The 21,583-nt window shown below is 43.9% G+C and carries 15 protein-coding genes; all 15 read left to right on the top strand.

Annotated features, from left to right (window positions below; translation table 11 throughout):
- The first annotated feature begins 3 nt into the window (after window positions 1-3).
- The 15 genes from NQ541_RS10060 to NQ541_RS09990 all read left to right on the top strand — a co-directional run bounded on the left by NQ541_RS10060 (window position 4) and on the right by NQ541_RS09990 (window position 21,269).
- A complete protein-coding gene (locus NQ541_RS10060) occupies window positions 4-2,499 on the top strand; it encodes a YhgE/Pip domain-containing protein (RefSeq protein WP_005611545.1) in 2,496 nt (831 codons plus the stop codon).
- A gap of 167 nt (window positions 2,500-2,666) precedes the next feature.
- Complete coding sequence (locus tag NQ541_RS10055) at window positions 2,667-2,885, top strand: small, acid-soluble spore protein, alpha/beta type (RefSeq protein ID WP_005611550.1); 219 nt, start codon at window positions 2,667-2,669, stop codon at window positions 2,883-2,885.
- Window positions 2,886-2,974: 89 nt separating this feature from the next.
- Window positions 2,975-3,643: a WecB/TagA/CpsF family glycosyltransferase gene (locus NQ541_RS10050; RefSeq protein ID WP_005611552.1), complete on the top strand. Its 669-nt coding sequence runs from the start codon at window positions 2,975-2,977 to the stop codon at window positions 3,641-3,643.
- Between the two features lie 235 nt (window positions 3,644-3,878).
- A complete protein-coding gene (locus tag NQ541_RS10045; RefSeq protein ID WP_044940796.1) occupies window positions 3,879-4,970 on the top strand; it encodes a PucR family transcriptional regulator in 1,092 nt (363 codons plus the stop codon).
- Between the two features lie 35 nt (window positions 4,971-5,005).
- Entirely contained in the window at window positions 5,006-5,692 is a 687-nt protein-coding gene (ftsE, locus tag NQ541_RS10040) for a cell division ATP-binding protein FtsE (protein WP_005611556.1), read from the top strand.
- Window positions 5,682-6,632: a permease-like cell division protein FtsX gene (gene ftsX, locus NQ541_RS10035; protein ID WP_044940799.1), complete on the top strand. Its 951-nt coding sequence runs from the start codon at window positions 5,682-5,684 to the stop codon at window positions 6,630-6,632. The genes ftsE and ftsX overlap by 11 nt, the downstream gene beginning before the upstream one ends.
- A 10-nt stretch (window positions 6,633-6,642) precedes the next feature.
- Complete coding sequence (locus tag NQ541_RS10030; RefSeq protein WP_005611561.1) at window positions 6,643-7,764, top strand: murein hydrolase activator EnvC family protein; 1,122 nt, start codon at window positions 6,643-6,645, stop codon at window positions 7,762-7,764.
- Window positions 7,765-7,890: 126 nt separating this feature from the next.
- A complete protein-coding gene (locus NQ541_RS10025) occupies window positions 7,891-9,105 on the top strand; it encodes a S41 family peptidase (protein ID WP_005611564.1) in 1,215 nt (404 codons plus the stop codon).
- A 429-nt stretch (window positions 9,106-9,534) separates the two neighbouring features.
- Window positions 9,535-10,866: an aspartate--tRNA(Asn) ligase gene (aspS, locus tag NQ541_RS10020; RefSeq protein ID WP_044940802.1), complete on the top strand. Its 1,332-nt coding sequence runs from the start codon at window positions 9,535-9,537 to the stop codon at window positions 10,864-10,866.
- 126 nt (window positions 10,867-10,992) lie between these two features.
- Window positions 10,993-12,177, top strand: coding sequence for a hypothetical protein (locus NQ541_RS10015; protein WP_005611568.1), 1,185 nt, complete (start codon window positions 10,993-10,995; stop codon window positions 12,175-12,177).
- Complete coding sequence (locus NQ541_RS13255) at window positions 12,174-12,359, top strand: hypothetical protein (RefSeq protein WP_081442968.1); 186 nt, start codon at window positions 12,174-12,176, stop codon at window positions 12,357-12,359. Before NQ541_RS10015 ends, NQ541_RS13255 begins: the two co-directional genes overlap by 4 nt.
- 39 nt (window positions 12,360-12,398) lie before the next feature.
- Window positions 12,399-12,692, top strand: coding sequence for an Asp-tRNA(Asn)/Glu-tRNA(Gln) amidotransferase subunit GatC (gatC, locus tag NQ541_RS10005; protein ID WP_044940817.1), 294 nt, complete (start codon window positions 12,399-12,401; stop codon window positions 12,690-12,692).
- Window positions 12,693-12,708: 16 nt separating this feature from the next.
- Complete coding sequence (gene gatA, locus NQ541_RS10000; RefSeq protein ID WP_044940804.1) at window positions 12,709-14,199, top strand: Asp-tRNA(Asn)/Glu-tRNA(Gln) amidotransferase subunit GatA; 1,491 nt, start codon at window positions 12,709-12,711, stop codon at window positions 14,197-14,199.
- Between the two features lie 2 nt (window positions 14,200-14,201).
- On the top strand, window positions 14,202-15,635 hold the full coding sequence (gatB, locus tag NQ541_RS09995; protein WP_005611575.1) for an Asp-tRNA(Asn)/Glu-tRNA(Gln) amidotransferase subunit GatB: 1,434 nt from the start codon (window positions 14,202-14,204) through the stop codon (window positions 15,633-15,635).
- A 303-nt stretch (window positions 15,636-15,938) separates the two neighbouring features.
- Window positions 15,939-21,269 (top strand): discoidin domain-containing protein, encoded by a 5,331-nt coding sequence (locus NQ541_RS09990; RefSeq protein ID WP_005611576.1) that lies wholly within the window; start codon window positions 15,939-15,941, stop codon window positions 21,267-21,269.
- Window positions 21,270-21,583: the final 314 nt, after the last annotated feature.

The raw sequence follows: 21,583 nt of genomic DNA, 5'->3' as shown, positions 1-21,583 counted from the left end.
ATTATGAACAAGAACAGAAAAATCAAACATAGCCTTACAACTTCGCTTGCTGTTGGAATGTCAGTCATGATGGGAGCGGTTCCGGTTTATGCGGCAGGAAGCACAGATACGCAGGATGTATATAAGGAAGAAACGGTTTATGTCAATGCAGATGCGACAGGAAATAGTGACGAGGTGACGGTATCTGACTGGCTGAAAAATTCTGGAAGTGTATCGGGAAACCTGACTGATGAAAGTATTTTGAAAGAGATTAAGAATGTCAAAGGTGATGAGACATTTACGGAGAATGGAGATCAACTGACCTGGAATACTGCAGGAGAAGATATTTATTATCAGGGTACGACAGATAAGGAACTTCCGGTATCCGTAAAACTGACCTATTTTTTGGACGGCAAGGAAGTAAAACCGGATGAGCTGAAGGGAAAGAGCGGACATCTCAAGATCCAGGTACAGTATACAAATAACGAAAAGAAGACCGTCACAGTGGATGGAAAAGAAGAGGAAGTTTATACACCATTTATCATGATGACCGGAATGATCCTTCCGAATGAAACTTTCAGCAATGTAACGATCGACAATGGAAAAGTTATTTCAGACGGAAGCCGTAATATTGTAGTCGGATTTGGTATGCCGGGACTGAAAGACAGCCTTGATCTGGATGAAGAGACAACAAAAGAAGCTGAGGATAAAGGCGTAACGATTCCAGAGAATTTTGAGATGGAGGCAGATGTAACTGATTTCACAATGTCTTCCACCTTTACAGTTGCCCTGACAGATCTGCTGGATGATATGGATATGGATAATATCATAGATGTTGATTCACTGAAAGATTCACTGAATGAGCTGGAAGATGCTGCACTGGAACTGGTCAGCGGATCAGGAACACTGGCAGATGGTGCTTCCACACTGGCAGACGGAGTGAGCAGCTATACAGCAGGTGCAGATGAACTGAATGCGGGCATTCAGAAATATCTTGGCAGCAACGGAGAACTGAACGGCAGCGTGACAGAGTATGTCAATGGAGTAGGCAAAGTTGTCAAAGGCGTTAAAGACTATACAAGTGGAACTAATGCACTGGCAAATGGAGTGACTTCCTATGTGGTAGGCGAGCAGAAGATTGCAGCAGGTGCCGCACAGTTATCTCAGTTAAGCAAAGGTCTGGAGCAGGTGCAGACAGCCGTAGATACATTGAGCAAAGCGGCTGACGGAAAAGGAGAGGCAACAGACGATCTGGTGATCGCAGCCAACCAGCTTGCAGCAGGTACAAAGCAGTTACAGGCAGTACTTGGCTCAGAGGAAGTGACAGCACTTCTGACGCAGGTGAATGGTATGGTGACAACCGGAAATGAACTGATTTCTGCAACGGAATCTCTTTCTGCAAGTCTTCAGACAGGAATTGCCACACCGGTAGCCAATATTGCAGCAGCACTGACCGGAATGGAAACACAGCTCAATGCAATCAATACCCAGCTCGGAACACTGCAAAGTGACTGTGAGACAGCGGTTGCAGATGTCAATGCGAAGATTACAGATTACAATACAAAAGTGGATGCAGCACAGGCAGCAGCCAATACAAGCAAGACGCAGATTGCAAATGCGATCAGTGCATTGCAGGTTCAGTTAAATGCGACAACAGATGAGTCAGTAAGAGATCAGATCAGTACAGCAATTACGGCACTTCAGAATGCACAGACTGCTGCAGACGGACTGAACAATGTGCAGAAAGCATCTGCGATCACGGTCAGTGTACCGACCTTTGACCTGTCAGCCATCACAAGCGGGGCAGCAACGCTTCAGACAAATCTGAAGACATTTAAAGAGACTGCAGCAGCATTACAGCAGCAGCTTCCGGAAATGCAGAAGAAACTGGATGCTATTGCAGCAGCAAAGGACAGTCTTCCGTCAGATTCAATCAGCCAGCTTACAGCATCTGTGACTCAGTTGAATCAGGGAATGCAGGGACTGAATACCGGACTTGGAACTCTTTCAGGCGGACTTGGACAGTTGAATACATCTGTTCAGGCACAGTTCCCGACAGCAATCCAGGGAATTACTGAATTGAATGGCGGATTTATGCAGCTCGGATCTTATAATACTTCTCTTCTTTCAGGTGCAGAGAAACTGAAAGGAAGCAGTTCAACACTGGCAGCCGGAGCAGGAACGCTGCAGAGCGGAACGAACCAGCTTGCATCCGGTCTGAATACACTTGGTTCACAGATGTCAGCCGGTGCAGCGAAACTTTCAGCCAACAGCAATGCACTTCGTGAAGGAGCTTCCTCACTTTCAGAAGGAGCAAAGAAGCTGGCAGATGGTATGGATCAGTTCGATAAAGAAGGAACAAGTAAATTAAAGAGTACAGTAGAAGACGAATTCGGAGATGTACTTGACAGACTCAAAGCACTGACCTCTGATGACTGCACCTACAATACATTCAGTGGTAAGGACAGCAAGATGGATGGAAGTGTAAAATTTGTGATCGAGACAGAAGCAATCGAATAATTGACGATTCACTTATATTTGTATCATCTTATAAAGAGGGACGGAGCAGATACTTGACCGGTATCTGCTCCGTCCTGTTCGTTTTACGGGCAGATGACAGGAATCAGTTTTTCAGTATAATCTGATCTGATCGGGAAATACTTCTAAAAAAAGAAAGAAGGCAGAATATGGGAAAGAAAAAAGAAAAACCGATCAATTTAAACGAACTGGAAGAGGAAGAAAAAATGAAGTATGAGATTGCGGAAGAACTGGGACTGTTAGACCGGGTACTTGCACAGGGCTGGAAATCACTTACTTCCAAAGAGACCGGGAGGATCGGCGGACTGGTGACAAAAAGAAGACGGACGCAGGAGAACGGGACAGCACAGACGGAGGAAAAAAGATAGAAAACCGGAAGCAGAAAGGTCTTATTTTGACAAAACCACTCATTTTTGATAAAATGCTCAGAATGGGGAGCATGGTTGGGTGATTTATTATGATAGAAAAGATGAATATATTTGATGTGGAGATTCCAATCCTGACAGCAAAAGAAGCGATGATCCGGGCGATGCAGTATCTTGAGAGTGAGTCAGTGGATACGATCGAGCTGGTTTCCATGGATATGCTGATGAAAGAAAGAGAAAATGCACAATGGAAAGAGCAGATCAATGCACTGACGATGCTGCTGCCGGAGAATACAGAGATCCTGAAAGCGGCAGAGATAGAAAATGAAAAGCTGTTCCGGGAAACTGAAGAGAACGTTTTCCTTAAGATGTTCATGAAGTATATGCAAAAAAATCATAAAAAAATATTCCTGCTTGCAGACAGTGAGGAAAATCTGGGAAAAGTAGAGGCGGTTCTGTCCAGGCACAACCGGGGAATCCGCGTTACCGGGCAGATGGTGATTTCGGAGAATGAAGAGCAGATCCAGGATGCGATCAATGCCATCAACGGAACGGAGACGGACTGTATCCTGTCGGTGCTGCCGTCCCCGTTTCAGGAACGGTTTATTACGGCAAATAAAGCCCTTCTGAATGTACGGGTCTGGCTGGGAGGCGGCTGTGCGTTCACAGGGCATCTGGATGAGATAAAATTGAGGAACCGGATCCGTTTTTTTATTCAGAAGAAAATTTTCAGATATCATGTAGAACAGGAAAAAGAATAACGGATTTGCCTGGAAATAAGATCTATATTCGGAAAATTGTGAACTATGCTAAGTCTGAAAATATGAATTTTTTGTAAAAAATTCAAAAAAATGACTAAAATAAAAGGATTTACTCTTTATTTTTTTGCAGTTTTGACTTAATATACTAAGTGGAAATGTGTACGTAAAAAAAATCGACACGAAAGGTATGTGTAAATTGCACATATCGAAGAACGGATGGAATGGAGGAAAAAGGATGATTTCTAATCAGATACTTCAGAATACGATTGAAGGATTGAAGGGGATTTCCAAGGTTGATTTTTGTGTGTTAGATACAGAGGGGAAGGAACTGGCAGCTACAGGCGAGGTAGATAAGAACTGTTCGGATGCAGTGCTTGCATTTGTAGAGTCCCCTGCAGACAGTCAGGTAATCCAGGGAAGACAGTTCTTCAAGATTTTTGATGAGCAGCGTCTGGAATATGTGCTTGTTGCCAATGGAGACAGCGAGGGAGAATATATGCTGGGAAAGATCGCAGCATTCCAGATCCAGAGTCTTCTGGTTGCATATAAAGAGAGATTTGACAAGGATAATTTTATCAAAAACCTGCTTTTGGATAACCTTTTGCTGGTGGATATTTATAATCGTGCCAAAAAATTACATATTGACACGGAAGTGAAACGTGTTATCTTTATTATTGAGACATCCCACGAAAAAGACAGTGCGGCTCTTGACAATGTGCGGAATCTTCTCGGAAGCAAATCCCGCGATTTTGTAACTGCGGTAGATGAGAAGAATATCATTGTTGTAAAAGAACTTTCAGAGAAAGATGGAAATAAAGAACTTGAAAAAATGGCGAAGGATATGCTGGATCTGCTCCGGTCAGAGGGAGGCGACGAGCAGGTGCATATAGCATATGGAACGATGGTCAACGACATCAAGGAAGTTTCCAAGTCTTATAAAGAAGCCAAGCTGGCGTTGGATGTGGGCAAGATCTTCTTTAGCGAGAAAGATATCGTTGCCTATACAACTCTTGGAATCGGCAGACTGATCTATCAGCTTCCGCTTCCGTTGTGCAAGATGTTTATTAAGGAGATTTTTGAAGCAAAATCTCCGGATGACTTTGATGAAGAGACATTGACTACCATCAATAAGTTCTTCGAGAACAGTCTCAATGTATCAGAGACATCCAGACAGCTTTACATCCACAGAAATACTCTGGTATACAGACTGGATAAACTGCAGAAGAGTACAGGACTTGATCTGCGTGTCTTTGAGGATGCGATCACGTTCAAGATCGCTCTGATGGTAGTGAAGTACATGAAGTACATGGAGTCATTAGAATACTAGGAATTTTGCGGAGTATGGATAATTAGGAGGAACATATGATTGAATTAAGAAACGTGAAGAAGGAATACTCCAAGGGCAATGCGGCTCTGAACGGGGTATCCGTAAAGATCGAGCGGGGAGAGTTCGTCTTCATCGTTGGTGACAGTGGATCGGGAAAGTCAACCCTTATCCGTCTGATTATGAAAGAACTGAATCCGACCGATGGTACGATCATCGTGAACGGACAAAACTTAAACCGTATGAGACACCGGAATATTGCAAAGTACAGAAGAGGACTGGGAGTTGTATTTCAGGATTTCCGGCTTCTGAAAGATCGGAATATTTATGAGAATATTGCATTTGCATTGCGGGTGACAGAGACACCGAGCAAAGTGATCAAGAAAAAAGTACCGGCTGCTTTGTCACTGGTAGGACTTGCACAGAAGTACAAGTCGTTCCCGAAGGAACTTTCCGGAGGAGAGCAGCAGAGAGTTGCGATCGCAAGGGCGATCGTAAATGAGCCTGCCATCCTGCTGGCGGATGAGCCGACAGGTAACTTGGATCCAACGAACTCCTGGGAGATCATGAGCCTTCTGAAAGAGGCGAATGAGCGTGGAACAACCGTGCTTGTTGTCACGCATAATCAGGAGATCGTAAATGAGATGAACGAACGCGTCATTACTATGAAGCAGGGGGTCATCGTCAGTGATGAACGAAAAGGTGGGTATACAGATGAGGATTAGTACGATTGGATACGTTGGAAAGCAGGGAGTTAAGAGTATTTGGAGAAATAAGATGTTCTCTCTGGCATCCATTGCAACGATGTCAGCCTGTATCTTCCTGTTCGGATTATTTTTCTCGATTCTTGTAAACTTTCAGTATATTATTCGAAGTGCTGAGGAAGGTGTGGCAATCACGGTCTTCTTTGATGAAGAAGCTACAGATGAACAGATTCAGAAGATTGGGAAGGAACTGAAAGCAAGAGACGACGTTTCAGAAGTAAAATATATTTCAGCAGAGCAGGCATGGGAGGATTTCCAGAAGGATTATTTTGGGGATAACCCAGAGCTTGCAGAAGGATTTAAAGATGACAATCCGCTGGCCAATTCAGATAACTATGAAGTTTATATGAAGACGACAGACAACAACCAGGATCTGATCGCGAGAAGTAAATCTCTTTCTTCTACGCAGCAGGATCTGGTTAAGTTTGCACAGAGTCTGGATGGAGTGTCGAAAGTAAATAAATCAGATGTTGTAGCGAATACACTCTCCAGCGTTAATATGCTGGTTGCGTATATTTCCATTGCGATCATTGCGATCCTGTTGGGAGTGTCAATCTTCCTGATCAGCAATACGGTTACAATGGGTATTACAGTCAGAAAAGAAGAGATCGCTATTATGAAATATATTGGTGCGAAAGACTTTGTTGTAAGATCACCGTTCGTGATCGAGGGTCTGATCATCGGTATCTTTGGCGCAGCGATCCCACTGGGACTTTTATATGTACTTTATGATAAGGCAGTTTCCTATGTCATGGAACGGTTCAGTATTCTGAAGAATATTATTGATTTCCTTCCGGTAAATGTAGTATATACATACTTATTGCCAATCGGACTTATCATGGGGATCGGAATTGGTTTCCTTGGAAGCTTCTTTACAGTACGCAAGCATCTGAGAGTATAGGAGGAAGCCTATGAAAGGCCGGATGAGGAAAATTACAGGAATTTTGCTGGTGTTCGTCCTTTGTATCGGAACAGCATCGCAGTCCGGTGCGGTTACGATTGATGAAGCTGAGAAAAAAGCAGATCAGCTTGAATCGGATAAAAAGAAAGCAGAAGAAGAAAAGAAGACGCTGTCGGAGAAACTGGATGAGATCATTAAGAAAATGAATGAGACGCAGGAGCATCTGACCGCCAAAGAGGATGAAATCTCCGATGCGGAAAATGAATTGATTCAGGCTCAGATCGCGGAAGATGATCAGTACGACAGCATGAAAAAGAGGATCCGTTATCTTTATGAAGGCGGTAATACACAGTTTCTGGAAATGATGATGACGAGCAGTTCGATCACAGATCTGCTGAATAAAGCCGAGTATGTGGCAAAGCTGTCTTCTTATGACCGGGATATGCTGGTTGAGTTTCAGGATACGGTGAAAACTGTACAGGACAAAGAGGCAAAGCTTCAGGAAGAATATAAAAATCTGAATACGCTGCAAAGTCAGCTCGTAGAGCAGCAGACGCAGGCTCAGGAGATGATCAGCAGTAAAGAGGCACAGATCGCAAGTATCCAGACGCAGATCCAGCAGAATGCTGATACGCTCAAAGAACTGAAGGAGAAAGCAGAGCAGGCAAGACGGCTGCAGGAGGAGCAGGCAAAGTTGAATAGTGGAGGAAGTTCTTTTAAGCCGTCGGCCAGTGGGAATGTGGTCAGTGGAAATGGATATTTTACGCATCCGTGTCCGGGTATGACCTATCAGTCCAGCTATTTCGGTGAAGTCAGGGCATTTGATCCAAGACCTCACAAGGGAAATGATTATGCAGCTCCGGCAGGAACACCGACTTATGCGGCAGCAGCAGGAACTGTGGTGATCGCGGGATGGAGCAACAGTGCCGGGAACTGGGTCGTGATCAATCATGGAAATGGTCTCGTAACGAAATATATGCATCATAGTGCAATCTGCGTGGCAGCAGGGCAGAAAGTTGCAAAAGGACAGCAGATCGGATATGTTGGATCAACGGGATATTCGAGTGGTGCACATCTGCATTTCCAGGTAGAATTAAATGGAACAGCAGTAAATCCAAATACATATTTGTAGTATGCTGACCAGAAGCAGAAGATGACAGATACGTCATCAAAGGAAGAACTGAGGGAGGACAGAGCGGATAAATGTCTGCTTTGTCCTCTTTGTGCATAGAATATAAAAGGATGAAAGGAGTCAGGAATGGAAGAAAATACAGGCAGAAAGAAAAGTGGTTTTGCGGCAGGACTGCTGACCGGAATTGTGATCATGGCGGTGATCTCGATCCTTGGATTTGGAGGATGGTATATCGTGAACCGGAACAGCAGCGGTTCTTATACATCAGAAAATGTAACAGAGGGAGATGTGTCAAAGAAGCTGGATAAGTTAAATAAGCTGATCGACAAATATTATCTGTATCAGGATGAAGTGGATCAGGATGCACTGGTAGAGGGAATCTATTCAGGTTATGCAGCAGCACTGGGAGATCCCTATACAGTTTATTACAATAAAGATGAGACGAAAGCATTGATGGAATCTACCAGCGGCACATTTTCCGGTGTCGGAGCAACGCTGACAAGAGATGCAGATACGAAAGCAGTGACGATTGTGAATGTCTATCAGGATTCTCCGGCTGAAAAGGCAGGTCTGAAGGCAGGGGATATTCTGGAAAAGGTAGATGACCATGAAGTTGGTGATGAAGAACTGGATACGATCGTATCCTGGATCAAAGGGGAAAAAGGTACGGAAGTAACGTTATATGTCCTGAGAGACGGGAAGGAAGAGACGCTGACTGCCACAAGAGATACGATCGAGGCACAGACAGTTGAGTATGAGATGAAGGATGGCAGGGTTGGTTATATCCGGGTATCAGAATTCGATCTGGTGACATACGATCAGTTTAAAGCAGCACTGGATGATCTGGAAAATCAGGGAATGGAAGGTCTTGTGATCGATCTGAGAAATAATCCGGGAGGAAATCTGGATGTTGTCTGCAATATGTTGAAGCTTCTTTTGCCGGAAGGAACGATCGTTTCCACGAAAGATAAAAATGGTAAGACGGATAAGATCACGTGTGATGGCACGAATGAATTTAAAAAGCCGCTGGCAGTTCTTGTGAATCAATACAGTGCAAGTGCATCGGAGATCTTCAGCGGTGCGATCCAGGATTATGGCACAGGAAAGATTGTCGGAGTAACGACCTATGGAAAAGGAGTTGTGCAGCAATTACTGGATCTGGGAGACGGAACGTGCTTTAAAGTAACGATCGCAGAATATTATACTCCAAGTGGAAAAAGCATCAATAAAAAAGGTGTTGAGCCTGATATAGAAGTGGAATATCAGTATGACGAAGCCGATCCGAAGAAGGATAACCAGTTGGATAAGGCATTGGAAACAGTCAGCGAAGAATTAAAATAGAGCAGAAAAGTGAAGATTAAAAATTAAAAAAAGAACTTGCAATTAAAAAAGCAGTGTGCTAATATTTAAACCAAGTTTTAACAGGCTAACGTGTTAAAATAGATAAAAGCGAGGAGCAAGACTCTGATCTTCAGAAACTGACAGGAAGCAGGCATCACCGACTGAGAGTGCCGGACAGCGGAGCAGATCAAGGGAACACTTGGGAGCCGGCTGTCTGAAAGATCAGTAGGGCAGCACGTTTAGCAGGCGTTATCTGCAAAGAGGGGAATTCGAAAGAACTGACGAAAGAGCAGACAGAGGATTCAATGCGGGTGGTACCGCGGATATTATATTTGATAATTTCCGTCCCGGGATACTGTTGTATCCCGGGACTTTTTCTATTTAGAAAAAAGCTTCACCGGGATGCTGGAATCTGAAAGGAGAAGTAAAATGGAGCTTGTAACAGGAGTAAAAAAGAAAGAGACGCTGGAATTAAGAGAACTGCTTGAAGCAGGCAGAATCGGAACTGAAGTCAGAGTGAATGGTGCGATCCATACGATCAGAGATATGGGAACCGTTGCTTTTATCATTCTGAGAAAAAGAGAAGGCCTTGTGCAGTGCGTTTATGAAGAAGGAGTTTCAAAATTTAACTTGAAAGATGTGAAAGAAGCAGATACAGTAGAAGTATCAGGGATGCTGGAGCGATCGGAAAAAGCTCCGAACGGGATTGAGATCCGGTTAGGAGAACTGAAGATTTTAAGTGAGCCTGCAGAGCCAATGCCGCTTCCGATTTCAAAATGGAAATTGAATACATCTCTGGAAGCAAAATTAAATTACAGACCAATTTCTCTGAGAAATATCAGAGAGCGTGCAAAATTCAGGATTCAGGAAGGTATTGTAAGAGGGTTCAGGGATTTCCTTTATCAGGAAGGATTTACAGAGATCCATACTCCGAAGATCGGTGCGAAAAGTGCTGAGGGAGGAGCAAACCTCTTCCGGCTGGAATATTTCCACAGACCGGCGATCCTTCAGCAAAGCCCGCAGTTCTATAAGCAGATGATGGTTGGCGTTTTTGACCGTGTATTTGAGACTGCTCCGGTATTCCGTGCAGAAAAGCATAATACCAAGAGACACCTCAACGAATACACCAGCCTGGATTTTGAAATGGGATATATCGACGGATTTGAAGATATCATGGCAATGGAGACCGGATTTCTTCAGTATACGATGACCCTGCTTGAAAAAGAGTATGCAAGAGAGCTGAAGATCCTGAATATTCAAGTACCGAAGACGAAAGAGATCCCGGCTGTACGATTTGATGAGATCAAGAAACTTGTGGCAGAAAAGTATGATCGAAAGATTAAGAATCCATTTGATCTCGAACCGGAAGAGGAAATGCTGATCAGCAGATATGCAAAAGAAGAATGGGATGCGGATTTCGTATTTGTAACGCATTATCCGTCAAAGAAGCGTCCGTTCTATGCAATGGATGATCCGGCAGATCCGACTTATACGCTCAGCTTTGACCTGCTTTTCAGAGGAATGGAGATCACAACGGGCGGACAGCGTATTCATGATTATCATGAGCTGCTTGCGAAAATGGAAAAGCGTGGCATGACGGACGAGGGAATGGAGCAGTATTTAAGTGCATTTAAGCATGGAATGCCGCCACATGGTGGACTTGGAATCGGTATGGAACGTCTGACAATGAAGATGATGAACGAAGATAATGTGCGTGAGACAACCTTGTTCCCGAGAGATTTGAGCAGACTGGAGCCATAGTAGCAGAGAGTGTGGCAGACCGACAGCGACACATAGATGGTGACAGAGAGCATAGCAGACCGATAGTTATAAGGAATGTGATGGAAAGCAAGAGACCGTTGTGGACAGAAAAGCGGAGGAGTTCAGATGAAAAAGAGAAGATGTTATCTTTGTGGTGGAAAACTTGTAAATGGAAGATGTACACTTTGCGGTCTTGATAATACAAAAATTGAGCGGAAAAATTACCGCCTGAATGAAAGCAGCTTTGACGGAAAAGGGATTGAGGCAAAGCATTTATGTGAATCCCATAACGGAAAGCCGTCCGGTGGGCTGAACCGCCAGGGGCAGGCTTCCTGGCAGAGCGGACGAAACCAGCAGGGACAGAGTTCCTGGCAGAATGGACAAAATCAGCAGGGACAGAGTTCCTGGCAGAGCGGACAGAACTGGACGCAGACGGGCAGGAAAAAGAAAAAGTCCGGAAAGCAGAAAAAGGGATGGATTTCAACAATCATTGTATTGCTGATGATTCTGATCAGTATTGGCGGACCGGCGATCAGTTTTGTGACGACAGAGATAAAAAATAAGATTGATCAGATCAATAACTCTGGTGATGATAACTGGTGGAGTGGTTCAGAAATCGATACAAGTGTGGACGAGAATGATCCGTATGAGTTTGTAACGAGAGAGTTATCCGACAGTGGAGAGGTTTACGATACAGAGCTTGGATATGGTGAATATGTTGTGGGAACAGATATTCCGGAAGGAACTTATGAAGTAACACTTCAGTCAGGATACGGTTCGTTTCAGACCGATGATCCGGACAATTCCATTTATCTGTATGGATATTTCTCTGAAAATGCATCTGATGAGGATGAAGATATTACTGAAATGGAAGATGTAAGATTGTATGAGGGGGCCCATGTCATGATCGGAGAAGATGTGGTACTCGCCTTCCATACGGAGAATGGTCAGACCGGACAAATGCAGTCAGAAGATAATCCGTTGAGTGTGACGTATACTCTCCAGCCGGAAAAGAAGTATACTGTCGGAAAAGAGATTCCGGCAGGGGTGTATGATGTCTCGGGAACAAAAGACTGGGCTGTGATGGAGTATGAGATCTATCTCGGAGAACTGTATGATGAGGAATATGACAGCCTGAATTATCAGAATTATTCGATCATGGTAGAATCGGGAAGTGAAAATGCAATCTATAAAAATGCAGTACTGACGGAGGGAACGGAAATCACCGTGACAGGAAAAATGATCCTGACACCATCCAAAAAGATCGGAAGTCAGGACTATGAAGCATTTTATGATATTTACAGAAAATGATGTCGGGGTCAAAAGCCCCCGACTATGATACCTACGGATTGTTACGCACTACGTGCTCCCACAATCCTACCCAACATTCGCATATCGTGGTGCTTACGCCCCACTTTTATGCTCATATTGGGGCGGGTCACAAGGTCATTCTACCACTCGTGTGCGAGCACACGTGGTGTCAGACCTTTTGACCCTGGTATCAAAAAATGAAGTGAGAAAGGGTGACAGAATTGGCAAATAAAATCTCAGACGAAACGATAGAATATGTTGGAATCCTTGCAAAACTGGAACTTTCGGAGGAAGAAAAAGAAGCCGCCAAAAGCGATATGGAGCAGATGCTGGATTATATAGATACTTTAAATGAACTGGATACTACCGGGATTGAACCGATGTCTCATGTATTTCCGGTGCAGAATGTATTCAGGGAAGATGTTGTAACAAATGGTGATAATAAAGAGAAGACGCTGGCAAATGCACCGCTTCGGAAAGAAGACAGCTTTGAAGTGCCGAAGACGATAGGTTAAAGGGAGTGAGATGAAGATGGATTTATTAAAACTTACAGCCCTTGAACTGGGCAGAAAAATAAAAGCCGGTGAGGTGACAGTCAGAGAAGCAGTCCGGGCAGTAATCGAGCAGGCAAAAGAAGTAGAGCCAACAATCAACAGTTATGTGACACTGGATGAAGAAGTGGCCTATGCACAGGCAGATGAAATTCAGAAAAAGATTGATGCAGGAGAACTGACCGGCCCGCTGGCAGGAGTTCCTGTGGCGATCAAAGATAATATGTGTATTGAAGGACAGCTTACAACATGCAGTTCCAAAATTCTTTCCGGTTTTAAGCCGACTTATACAGCACAGGCGGTTGAAAACCTGAAGAATGCAGGAGCCGTCATTCTCGGAAAGACGAATATGGATGAGTTTGCCATGGGAAGTACGACGGAGACTTCTTATTATGGACCAACGAAAAACCCTCATAATACAGCTCATGTTCCGGGAGGTTCTTCCGGTGGATCCTGTGCGGCAGTGGCTGCGTGCGAATGTTATTATGCACTTGGTTCTGATACCGGTGGATCGATCCGTCAGCCAAGTTCCTTTTGCGGAGTAGTGGGACTGAAACCGACGTACGGTACAGTTTCCCGTTATGGACTGGTGGCATATGGTTCTTCACTGGATCAGATCGGACCGGTGGCAAAGGATGTGGCAGACTGTGCAGCAATCCTGGAAGTGATCGCATCCCACGATGAGAAAGACAGTACGTCGATCGAACGGGATGACTGTGATTTTACAGAAGCACTGGTGGAAGATGTAAAAGGACTCAGGATCGGAATCCCGAGAGATTATATGGGCGAAGGACTGGATCCCGAAGTAAATCAGGCAGTCATGCAGGCAGCGAAAGTGCTTGAGGAAAAAGGTGCAGTGGTAGAGGCGTTTGACCTGGGACTCGTAAAATATGCGATTCCGGCATACTATACGATCGCAGCAGCAGAGGCAAGTTCCAACCTGGAACGTTTCGACGGAGTAAAATATGGATATCGTACCAAAGAGTATGAGGGACTTCACAATATGTATAAAAAGACCCGTTCCGAAGGATTCGGAGCAGAGGTAAAGAGAAGGATCATGCTGGGATCTTTCGTATTAAGTTCAGGATATTATGATGCCTATTATCTGAAAGCATTGAGAACAAAAGCCCTGATCAAGAGGGAGTTTGACCGTGTATTTGAAAAATACGATCTGATCTTAGGACCTGCTGCCCCGACAACAGCACCGGAGCTTGGAAAGAGTCTGGATGACCCGATGAAAATGTATTTAGGAGATATTTATACGATCTCTGTCAATCTTGCCGGACTTCCGGGCATGAGTATCCCGGTAGGAAAAGACAGCAAAGGGCTGCCGGTGGGAATGCAGCTCATTGGAAATGTATTCGACGAAAAGACGCTGATCCGTACCGCATATACTTATGAATGTGCGACAAAGAAAGTGCATGAAGTTCCTGCACAGATCGGACGGACAACGGAAAAGGAGGTACAGTAATCATGGCAAAGCAGTATGAGACAGTGATCGGGCTGGAAGTGCATATCGAACTGGCAACAAAGACAAAGATTTTCTGTGGATGCAGTACTGAATTTGGTGGGGCACCGAATACGCATACCTGCCCGGTCTGCACCGGTATGCCTGGGTCGCTTCCGGTATTGAATAAGCAGGTTGTAGAATATGCGATGGCGATCGGACTTGCAACAAACTGTAAGATCACGCAGGTATGTAAATTTGACCGCAAGAACTATTTTTATCCTGATAATCCGCAGAACTATCAGATTTCCCAGCTTTATCTTCCAATCGCACGAGATGGATACGTAGAGATTGAAAGCGGAAACGGAAAGAAAAAAGTGCGGATCCATGAAATGCATATGGAGGAAGATGCAGGAAAGCTCGTTCACGATGAATGGGATGATACATCACTGGTTGATTATAACCGAAGCGGAGTTCCGCTGGTAGAGATTGTATCAGAGCCGGATATGCGTTCCGCTGAGGAAGTGATCGCATATCTTGAGAAACTCCGTATGATTGTACAGTATCTGGGAGCATCGGACTGCAAGCTGCAGGAGGGATCTATGCGTGCGGATGTAAACCTTTCTGTTCGGGAAGTTGGTTCGGATACATTTGGTACAAGAACGGAAATGAAAAACCTGAACTCCTTTAAAGCAATTGCTCATGCAATCGATGGAGAGCGTCAGAGACAGATTGAGCTGCTGGAAGAGGGAAAAGCGGTAATCCAGGAGACAAGAAGATGGGATGATAATAAGGAACATTCTTATGCGATGCGTTCCAAAGAAGATGCACAGGATTACCGTTACTTCCCTGAACCGGATCTTGTACCGATTGTGATCAGTGACGAATGGATCGAAAAGATCAGGGAACAGCAGCCGGAACTTCGGACAGAGAAGCTGGAGCGTTACAAAAAAGAATTTGACATCCCGGAATATGATGCAGAGATCATCACAGAATCCAAGCATATGGCAGATCTTTTTGAAGCGACGACTGCGATCTGCAATAAGCCGAAAAAAGTATCCAACTGGCTGATGGTAGAGACGATGCGTCTGATGAAAGAACACGGCATGGAAGCAGAAGACCTGAAGTTCTCACCGGAGAATCTGGCGAAACTGATCGAGCTGGCTGATGCCGGTACCGTAAACAGTTCTGTGGCAAAAGAAGTATTTGAACAGATCTTCCTGAATGATATTGATCCGGATGTATATGTAGAAGAGCATGGACTGAAGACAGTCAATGATGCAGATGAACTCAGAACGACGCTGGAGAAAGTCATTGCTGACAATCCACAGGCAGTCGCTGATTACAGAGGTGGAAAAGAAAAAGCACTCGGTGCATTGGTCGGACAGACGATGAAAGCCATGAAAGGAAAGGCAAATCCGGGAATGGTCAACAAAATGCTCCGGGAAATGCTTGGATAATAACTGAAAATAGTTTTTCATCATTTCTAATAATAAAGTAAGGTGTTTATGACCTGTCTCAGATAATCCGATGCATAGGATATCAGGTCATAAGCACCTTTATTAATATACCAGTCTAATCAAATCCCTTTCACTAAACGGATGCGAGACAGATCCGAATAGTTCCGAATCAGACAAAAAACAGCAAAAAAATGTGGGGGGGGGGTGACAAGATTTGAGAGGAAAAAAGAGATACAATAAAGTAGGATGTATCTTAATATAAATAAGATACTCACGAAAATGGGAGGAAGGAGATAAGTTTCTATGATGAAAGGGAAACTAAAAAAAGCGGTTGCACTTGTGACAGCATTAAGCTGTGTGCAGATTTCACCGCTTGCAGTGACTGAAGTAGAAGCCGCACAGGATGCAGTCAGTGCTACGAAGAGTGGAAATATTGTGACCATTGGAAATGATAAGCTCAGCCGTGAGTTCAGTATTTCTGATGACAGGCTTTCCACGACAAAAATTGAGAACCTGCTTGGAAATTCAGTGTTCACACCGGGAGAAAATTCAGAAGAATTTGTGATTAAGACGCTGGATGAGACAAGTAACGGGGCAGTTTCATTGGAAGAATATACGACCAGTGAGGGAAATAGCAGTCAGATATTAGACGGGATTACCGATACAACAGGCAATTTCTGGTGTTCTAATTCGGATGATATGAAACTGGTAGTAAATTTTGGATCAGAAAAAGAAGTAAAAAAAGTGGTTTATACACCGCGTTATGATAATAGTGCGAAGTATAACTGTACCGGACGTCTGACCAAACTGAAGATCCAGTACTGGGATGGCAGTGCATGGCAGGATGCAACGGTTGGTGGAAATGCAGAAATTTCACTGACAACCGATGCAAATACAAAGCCGGATGCGATCGAGCTGGATGAAACAGTGACGACATCCAAGATCAAACTGGTTGGTATTGAGTCCTACCACTGGCAGGATGCAAACCGGAATAAGTTTATGAATGTCGGAGAACTGGATGTGCAGGATACAGCCGGAACAACTGTTCTTGACAAAGGTACACAGATTGCCGGAAAAGAAATCAAATCCAGTGAACTGACACTGAAATCGACTTCGATTGATGATACAACAGCAGTGATCAATGATGTCAATAAGACCGGTAAGATGATTACTTTTGAATTTGATCCGGTTCAGATGGGAACAGGCGAAGCCAATATTACAGAAAAGATTGTCATGTATGATGGGGATCATTTCATGCGTAAGTTCCTGGAGATTGACAGTGAAGATAAGGATGTCCGCATGGATTATATCGATGGCGAGCATCTGACAGTCACAGACAGCGATAAGACATGGACTGTTCCGAAGGGAGTCGGCGGTGTTGTAGAGATGAGCGAATATAAGGCAAATCTCGGACAGCCGATCTATATTGATGGAATGTTTGTGGGATCAGAATTCCCGGAAACTGATACACAGATTGAATCAGGTTTGGGACATGTACGCTACTATACAGGAAAGAATTTTACAGATTTTGAGAGAGACGGACAGCTGACTGAGGATGGAAAGTATATTTCCTGGCAGACCGTTGTTGGTGCAAGCCATAGTGACGGAAGTGATCAGGGAGTCATCCAAAGTGATTTTTATGATTATATCGACAGTATTGCAACTCCGTCAGATTTCCGTCTGCAGTACAACTCCTGGTTCGACAACATGATGAGAATTGATGATGATAATATCCTTTCCTCATTCATTGAAATCGAGAAGGAACTGACACAGACCGGAGTTCGCCCGATGGATTCCTATGTAGTGGATGATGGATGGAACAACTACAATGATACATCGGTTGTAGATTCCGTACGTTCAGGAACGACCCTGAATACAACAGGATTCTGGGAGTTTAACTCCAAGTTCCCGAATGGACTGACGACATCCAGTTCCCTGGTAAATAAACTGGGATCTGATTTCGGTGTATGGATTGGACCAAGAGGAGGATACAACTTCTTCGGTTCTCTGGCAGATATCCTGACAAAGAGCGGAACAGGAAGTAAATCCGGTGGTTCCATTGATGTTGCAGATGCAACTTATGTTCAGAAGTTTGAAGAAATGGCGATCAACTGGATGCACGACTATGGAGTGAACTACTGGAAGTGGGATGGATTTGCAGATGTTGCACAGTATAATGCATTCCCGTCAGGAGAAGGTGTTGTAGGATACAGTGAGGAACACCGCCATATGTATGGTGGACAGAATCAGATGTACCATGTGACAGACCTTTGGGAGAAATGGATCGTGCTGATGGAGAATATCCGTCAGGCTGAGAAAGATTATAATATTAAGAACTTGTGGATTTCCCTGACCTGTTATGTCAACCCAAGTCCATGGTTCTTACAGTGGGCAAACTCTGTATGGTTACAGTGTGCAGGAGACCGTGGAGAGATCAGTAATGGTACGCTGAATAATAAGATGGACAATATGCTGACTTACCGTGATGCGAACTACTATGAGTTTGTTCAGGTACACCAGTTTCAGTTCCCATTGGCAAATCTTTATAACCATGACCCGATCTACGGAAGTGAAGGAACAGGAATCGTAGCTGACTCCATGACAGCAGAACAGTTCAAGAATTACCTGTATATGATGGGAACAAGAGGAACTGCATTCTGGGAGCTTTATTACTCTGATTCACTGCTGGACAAGGATAAATATCTTGTAAATGCAGAGTTCCTTGAGTGGGAGGAAGAAAATTTCTCCAAGCTGAAGAATGCGAAGATGATCGGTAGCCATCCATCCAGTGCAACAAGACTCAGCACTTACAGAAATGGTGGAATGAGCAGCGGTGAAGTACAGAATCCATATGGATTTGCATGCTTCGATGGAAATGCAGGAATCATTTCCATGAGAAACCCGTCTGCAACAGAGAAGACGATCACATTTACACTGAATGATGCAATCGGAGTTACAAAAGCCGGTACTTACCACATGAGTACAGTACATACTTATTCTCCGAATGGAACGATTGCGACAGCAAAAGATACTTATACAAAGGGTGAAGAAGTATCCGTTACACTTCAGCCGGGTGAAGTACAGGTATGGTCTCTGAGCCAGGATGCAGATACAACTGCACCGACATTCAAGAGTCTGACAAGTGTTTCAGGAACAGAGCTTCGGGTACAGTTAAGTGAAAAGATCAAAGGAAATGCAATCCTGAAGGTCAAAGTAAATAATGAAGTTGTTGATAATGTGACAGTTTCAGAGTATGCAGACCTGCGTACATTTAAACTGACATTTGCTACAGCACTGAATGATGGCGATGTTGTAGAAGTATCCGCAGAGAGTGGAGCAGATGCAGCCGGAAATCAGATTACAGGAAAGATCTCAGCTCCATACTATGCAGAGAATAAGATTGCAGAGAAAGAAACTGTAGAGGGAAGCAACAGCGAGATCAGTGGAAAAGACCGCAGCGTAGAAGGAACCAACGGATTCACAGTAGCAGCACAGGTTCAGACAGCAGACAGAAGCGTTGTCCTTGTAAAGCAGGGAGATGCTTATGAACTCGGAATCAATGCGGAAGGACATCCGTATTTCACGGTAAACGGTGTGACAGCAACAGCTGATGCAGTTATTTCCGATGCAACAGAATCTATGATCGTTGGTGTAAAAGAAAATAACGGACTGGTTCGTATTTATGTAGACGGACAGATAAGTGCGTCTGTATATAATGCAGAGAACAAAGAGTTCGCAGTTCCGGCAGCAAAGATCGTTGGTAACGGTGTAAACGGAGCTGTGACAAATGTAGCAGTTTATGACAGAAGTCTTGGTTACGATGAAGTTCCGACATCAGGACTGGCAGAGACTGTGAAGAAGATCACAGCAGAAAAAAATAACTGGACAACAGAGTCCTGGACAGCAGCCAATATGGATACGCTTCTTTCCAATGCAACGAGTGCCATCTCAGGTGGAGATGCTTCAGCGATCCAGGCAGCAAAAGAGGCACTGACAGCAGGTTATGCAACACTTGTGCCGAAAGTAGTAGAAAATCTGGCATATCAGAAAAATGTAACAGCTGCATGGGTAGATGCAAATGAGACAACAGATATGACCAATACAAGAAGTCCGCTTTCCAAGGCAGTAGATGGTCTTAATAATGATTCTGACAGCTATGCAATTTACGGAAAAGACGGAAAAGATAAAGGTTCTTACATTACAATTGATCTCGGACAGCAGTGCAGGATCAACAATGTAAACTTATGGCGTTACTGGACTGATGGAAGAACTTATAAGGCAACCGCACTGGTAGTATCTGATACAGCAGATTTTGCGAAGAAGACAGTTCTCTATTACAGTGGAGATTCTGATGTATATAATTTAGGTGTGGATCCGACAGATACATTATATGCAGAAACTTCAGCAGGAAAAGCATTATACAGCGGAGAAGCTGTGACAGGAAGATATGTACGTCTGTACGCAATGGGTAAAGTTGGAAGTAATACTACAAGCGGACATGAGAACCATATCGTAGAGATTCAGGTAAATGGAAGTGCAACAGATTCAGATCCATACGATCTGACAGAATACCGGAAGATATTAAAAGAAGCAAAGACAGAGGCGGCAAAGGATATTTATACAGCAGAATCTGTAGCAGCCCTGAATGAGCAGATCACAGCATCTGAAGCACTGATCACAGAACTTGATGCAGCGATCAATGCAGGAAATCAGCCGGATAAGTCCTGGTCTGAAGTAGCCAATGCGAAGGCAGCTCTTGAGGCAGCCGTAGCAGCACTGGCAAAAAATGACGGACCGGTTGTAGAAGAAGATGCAGATTATACAGCAGTAAATTCAGCAAAAGAAAAAGCTGCAGGAGTAGACAGAAGCAGATATACAGATGAGAGTCTGAAAGCACTGGATGATGCAGTTGCAGCGGTAGTAGAAGGACTGAAGAAATCCGAGCAGAGCAGAGTCGATGCAATGGCAGCAGCAATTAACAATGCCTATGCAGCACTGGTTGAAAAAGATGCAGACTACACAGCAGTAAATGCAGCAAAAGAAAAAGCTGCAAGAGTAGACAGAAGCAGATATACAGATGAGAGTCTGAAAGCACTGGATGATGCAGTTGCAGCGGTAGTAGAAGGACTGAAGAAATCCGAGCAGAGCAGAGTCGATGCAATGGCAGCAGCAATCAATAATGCGTATGCAGCACTGGTTGAAAAACCGGCTGTAGAAGAGGATGCAGACTATACAGCAGTGAATGCAGCAATTGCAAAAGCAGATAAGATTGACAGAAGTAAGTATACAGAAGAAAGTCTGAAGGCTTTGGATGATGCAGTCGCAGCGGTAGAAAAGGGTCTGAAAGAATCCGAACAGGATAAAGTTGACGCAATGGCAGCAGCAATCGAGAAGGCACTGGATGGTCTGAAAAAGAAACCGGCAGCTGACGATGATAAGAAGAATGATTCAAAGAAAGATGATTCAAATAAGAATGACTTAAATAAGAATGATTCTGATAAGAAGGCAGATGCCGTTAAGACTACTACAGTGAAGACCGGAGATGCAGCCAATGTAATTCCATTCTTCGGAATGACATTGCTTGCAGCAGGTGCAGTGATCGTAATTGCATTTAAAAAGAAACGCAGAGCTTAAGAAATGCAGACAGGATGAAAATGAACTGAGCTGCGAAAAGCTTTGTTAAAAAGAAAAGAGTCTGGATATACAGAAAATGTATGTCCGGACTCTTTTGTTATCCTCCCCCAAAAAAATTATCCACAATTTTATCGACAAAAAAGATGAGTTATGAACAAAATACAAATTGCAATTCCAGTATTTGTCATGTATTCTGTAATTACTCCGATTCATGGAGCATCTGAATTCAGAACAAGGTCAACTGCTTTTATTCAAAGCATCGATTCAATGTAATTAAAATAAATGGTCAAAATGAAAATCTGCAGAGAACAGTC

Source organism: [Ruminococcus] lactaris ATCC 29176, from assembly GCF_025152405.1.
Taxonomy (GTDB): Bacteria; Bacillota; Clostridia; order Lachnospirales; family Lachnospiraceae; genus Mediterraneibacter; species Mediterraneibacter lactaris.
Note: the sequence above shows the minus strand (reverse complement) of the source record. Positions and strands in the feature narration are given on the sequence as shown.

Bases quoted from the DNA above. Each gene is read 5' to 3' on its own strand.
- ftsE (WP_005611556.1), top strand. From the start codon at position 5,006: ATGATTGAATTAAGAAACGTGAAGAAGGAATACTCCAAGGGCAATGCG.
- NQ541_RS10025 (WP_005611564.1), top strand. From the start codon at position 7,891: ATGGAAGAAAATACAGGCAGAAAGAAAAGTGGTTTTGCGGCAGGACTG.
- NQ541_RS10055 (WP_005611550.1), top strand. From the start codon at position 2,667: ATGGGAAAGAAAAAAGAAAAACCGATCAATTTAAACGAACTGGAAGAG.
- gatB (WP_005611575.1), top strand. From the start codon at position 14,202: ATGGCAAAGCAGTATGAGACAGTGATCGGGCTGGAAGTGCATATCGAA.
- ftsX (WP_044940799.1), top strand. From the start codon at position 5,682: ATGAGGATTAGTACGATTGGATACGTTGGAAAGCAGGGAGTTAAGAGT.
- NQ541_RS10015 (WP_005611568.1), top strand. From the start codon at position 10,993: ATGAAAAAGAGAAGATGTTATCTTTGTGGTGGAAAACTTGTAAATGGA.
- NQ541_RS09990 (WP_005611576.1), top strand. From the start codon at position 15,939: ATGATGAAAGGGAAACTAAAAAAAGCGGTTGCACTTGTGACAGCATTA.
- NQ541_RS10045 (WP_044940796.1), top strand. From the start codon at position 3,879: ATGATTTCTAATCAGATACTTCAGAATACGATTGAAGGATTGAAGGGG.
- NQ541_RS10050 (WP_005611552.1), top strand. From the start codon at position 2,975: ATGATAGAAAAGATGAATATATTTGATGTGGAGATTCCAATCCTGACA.
- gatA (WP_044940804.1), top strand. From the start codon at position 12,709: ATGGATTTATTAAAACTTACAGCCCTTGAACTGGGCAGAAAAATAAAA.
- NQ541_RS13255 (WP_081442968.1), top strand. From the start codon at position 12,174: ATGATGTCGGGGTCAAAAGCCCCCGACTATGATACCTACGGATTGTTA.
- NQ541_RS10060 (WP_005611545.1), top strand. From the start codon at position 4: ATGAACAAGAACAGAAAAATCAAACATAGCCTTACAACTTCGCTTGCT.
- NQ541_RS10030 (WP_005611561.1), top strand. From the start codon at position 6,643: ATGAAAGGCCGGATGAGGAAAATTACAGGAATTTTGCTGGTGTTCGTC.
- aspS (WP_044940802.1), top strand. From the start codon at position 9,535: ATGGAGCTTGTAACAGGAGTAAAAAAGAAAGAGACGCTGGAATTAAGA.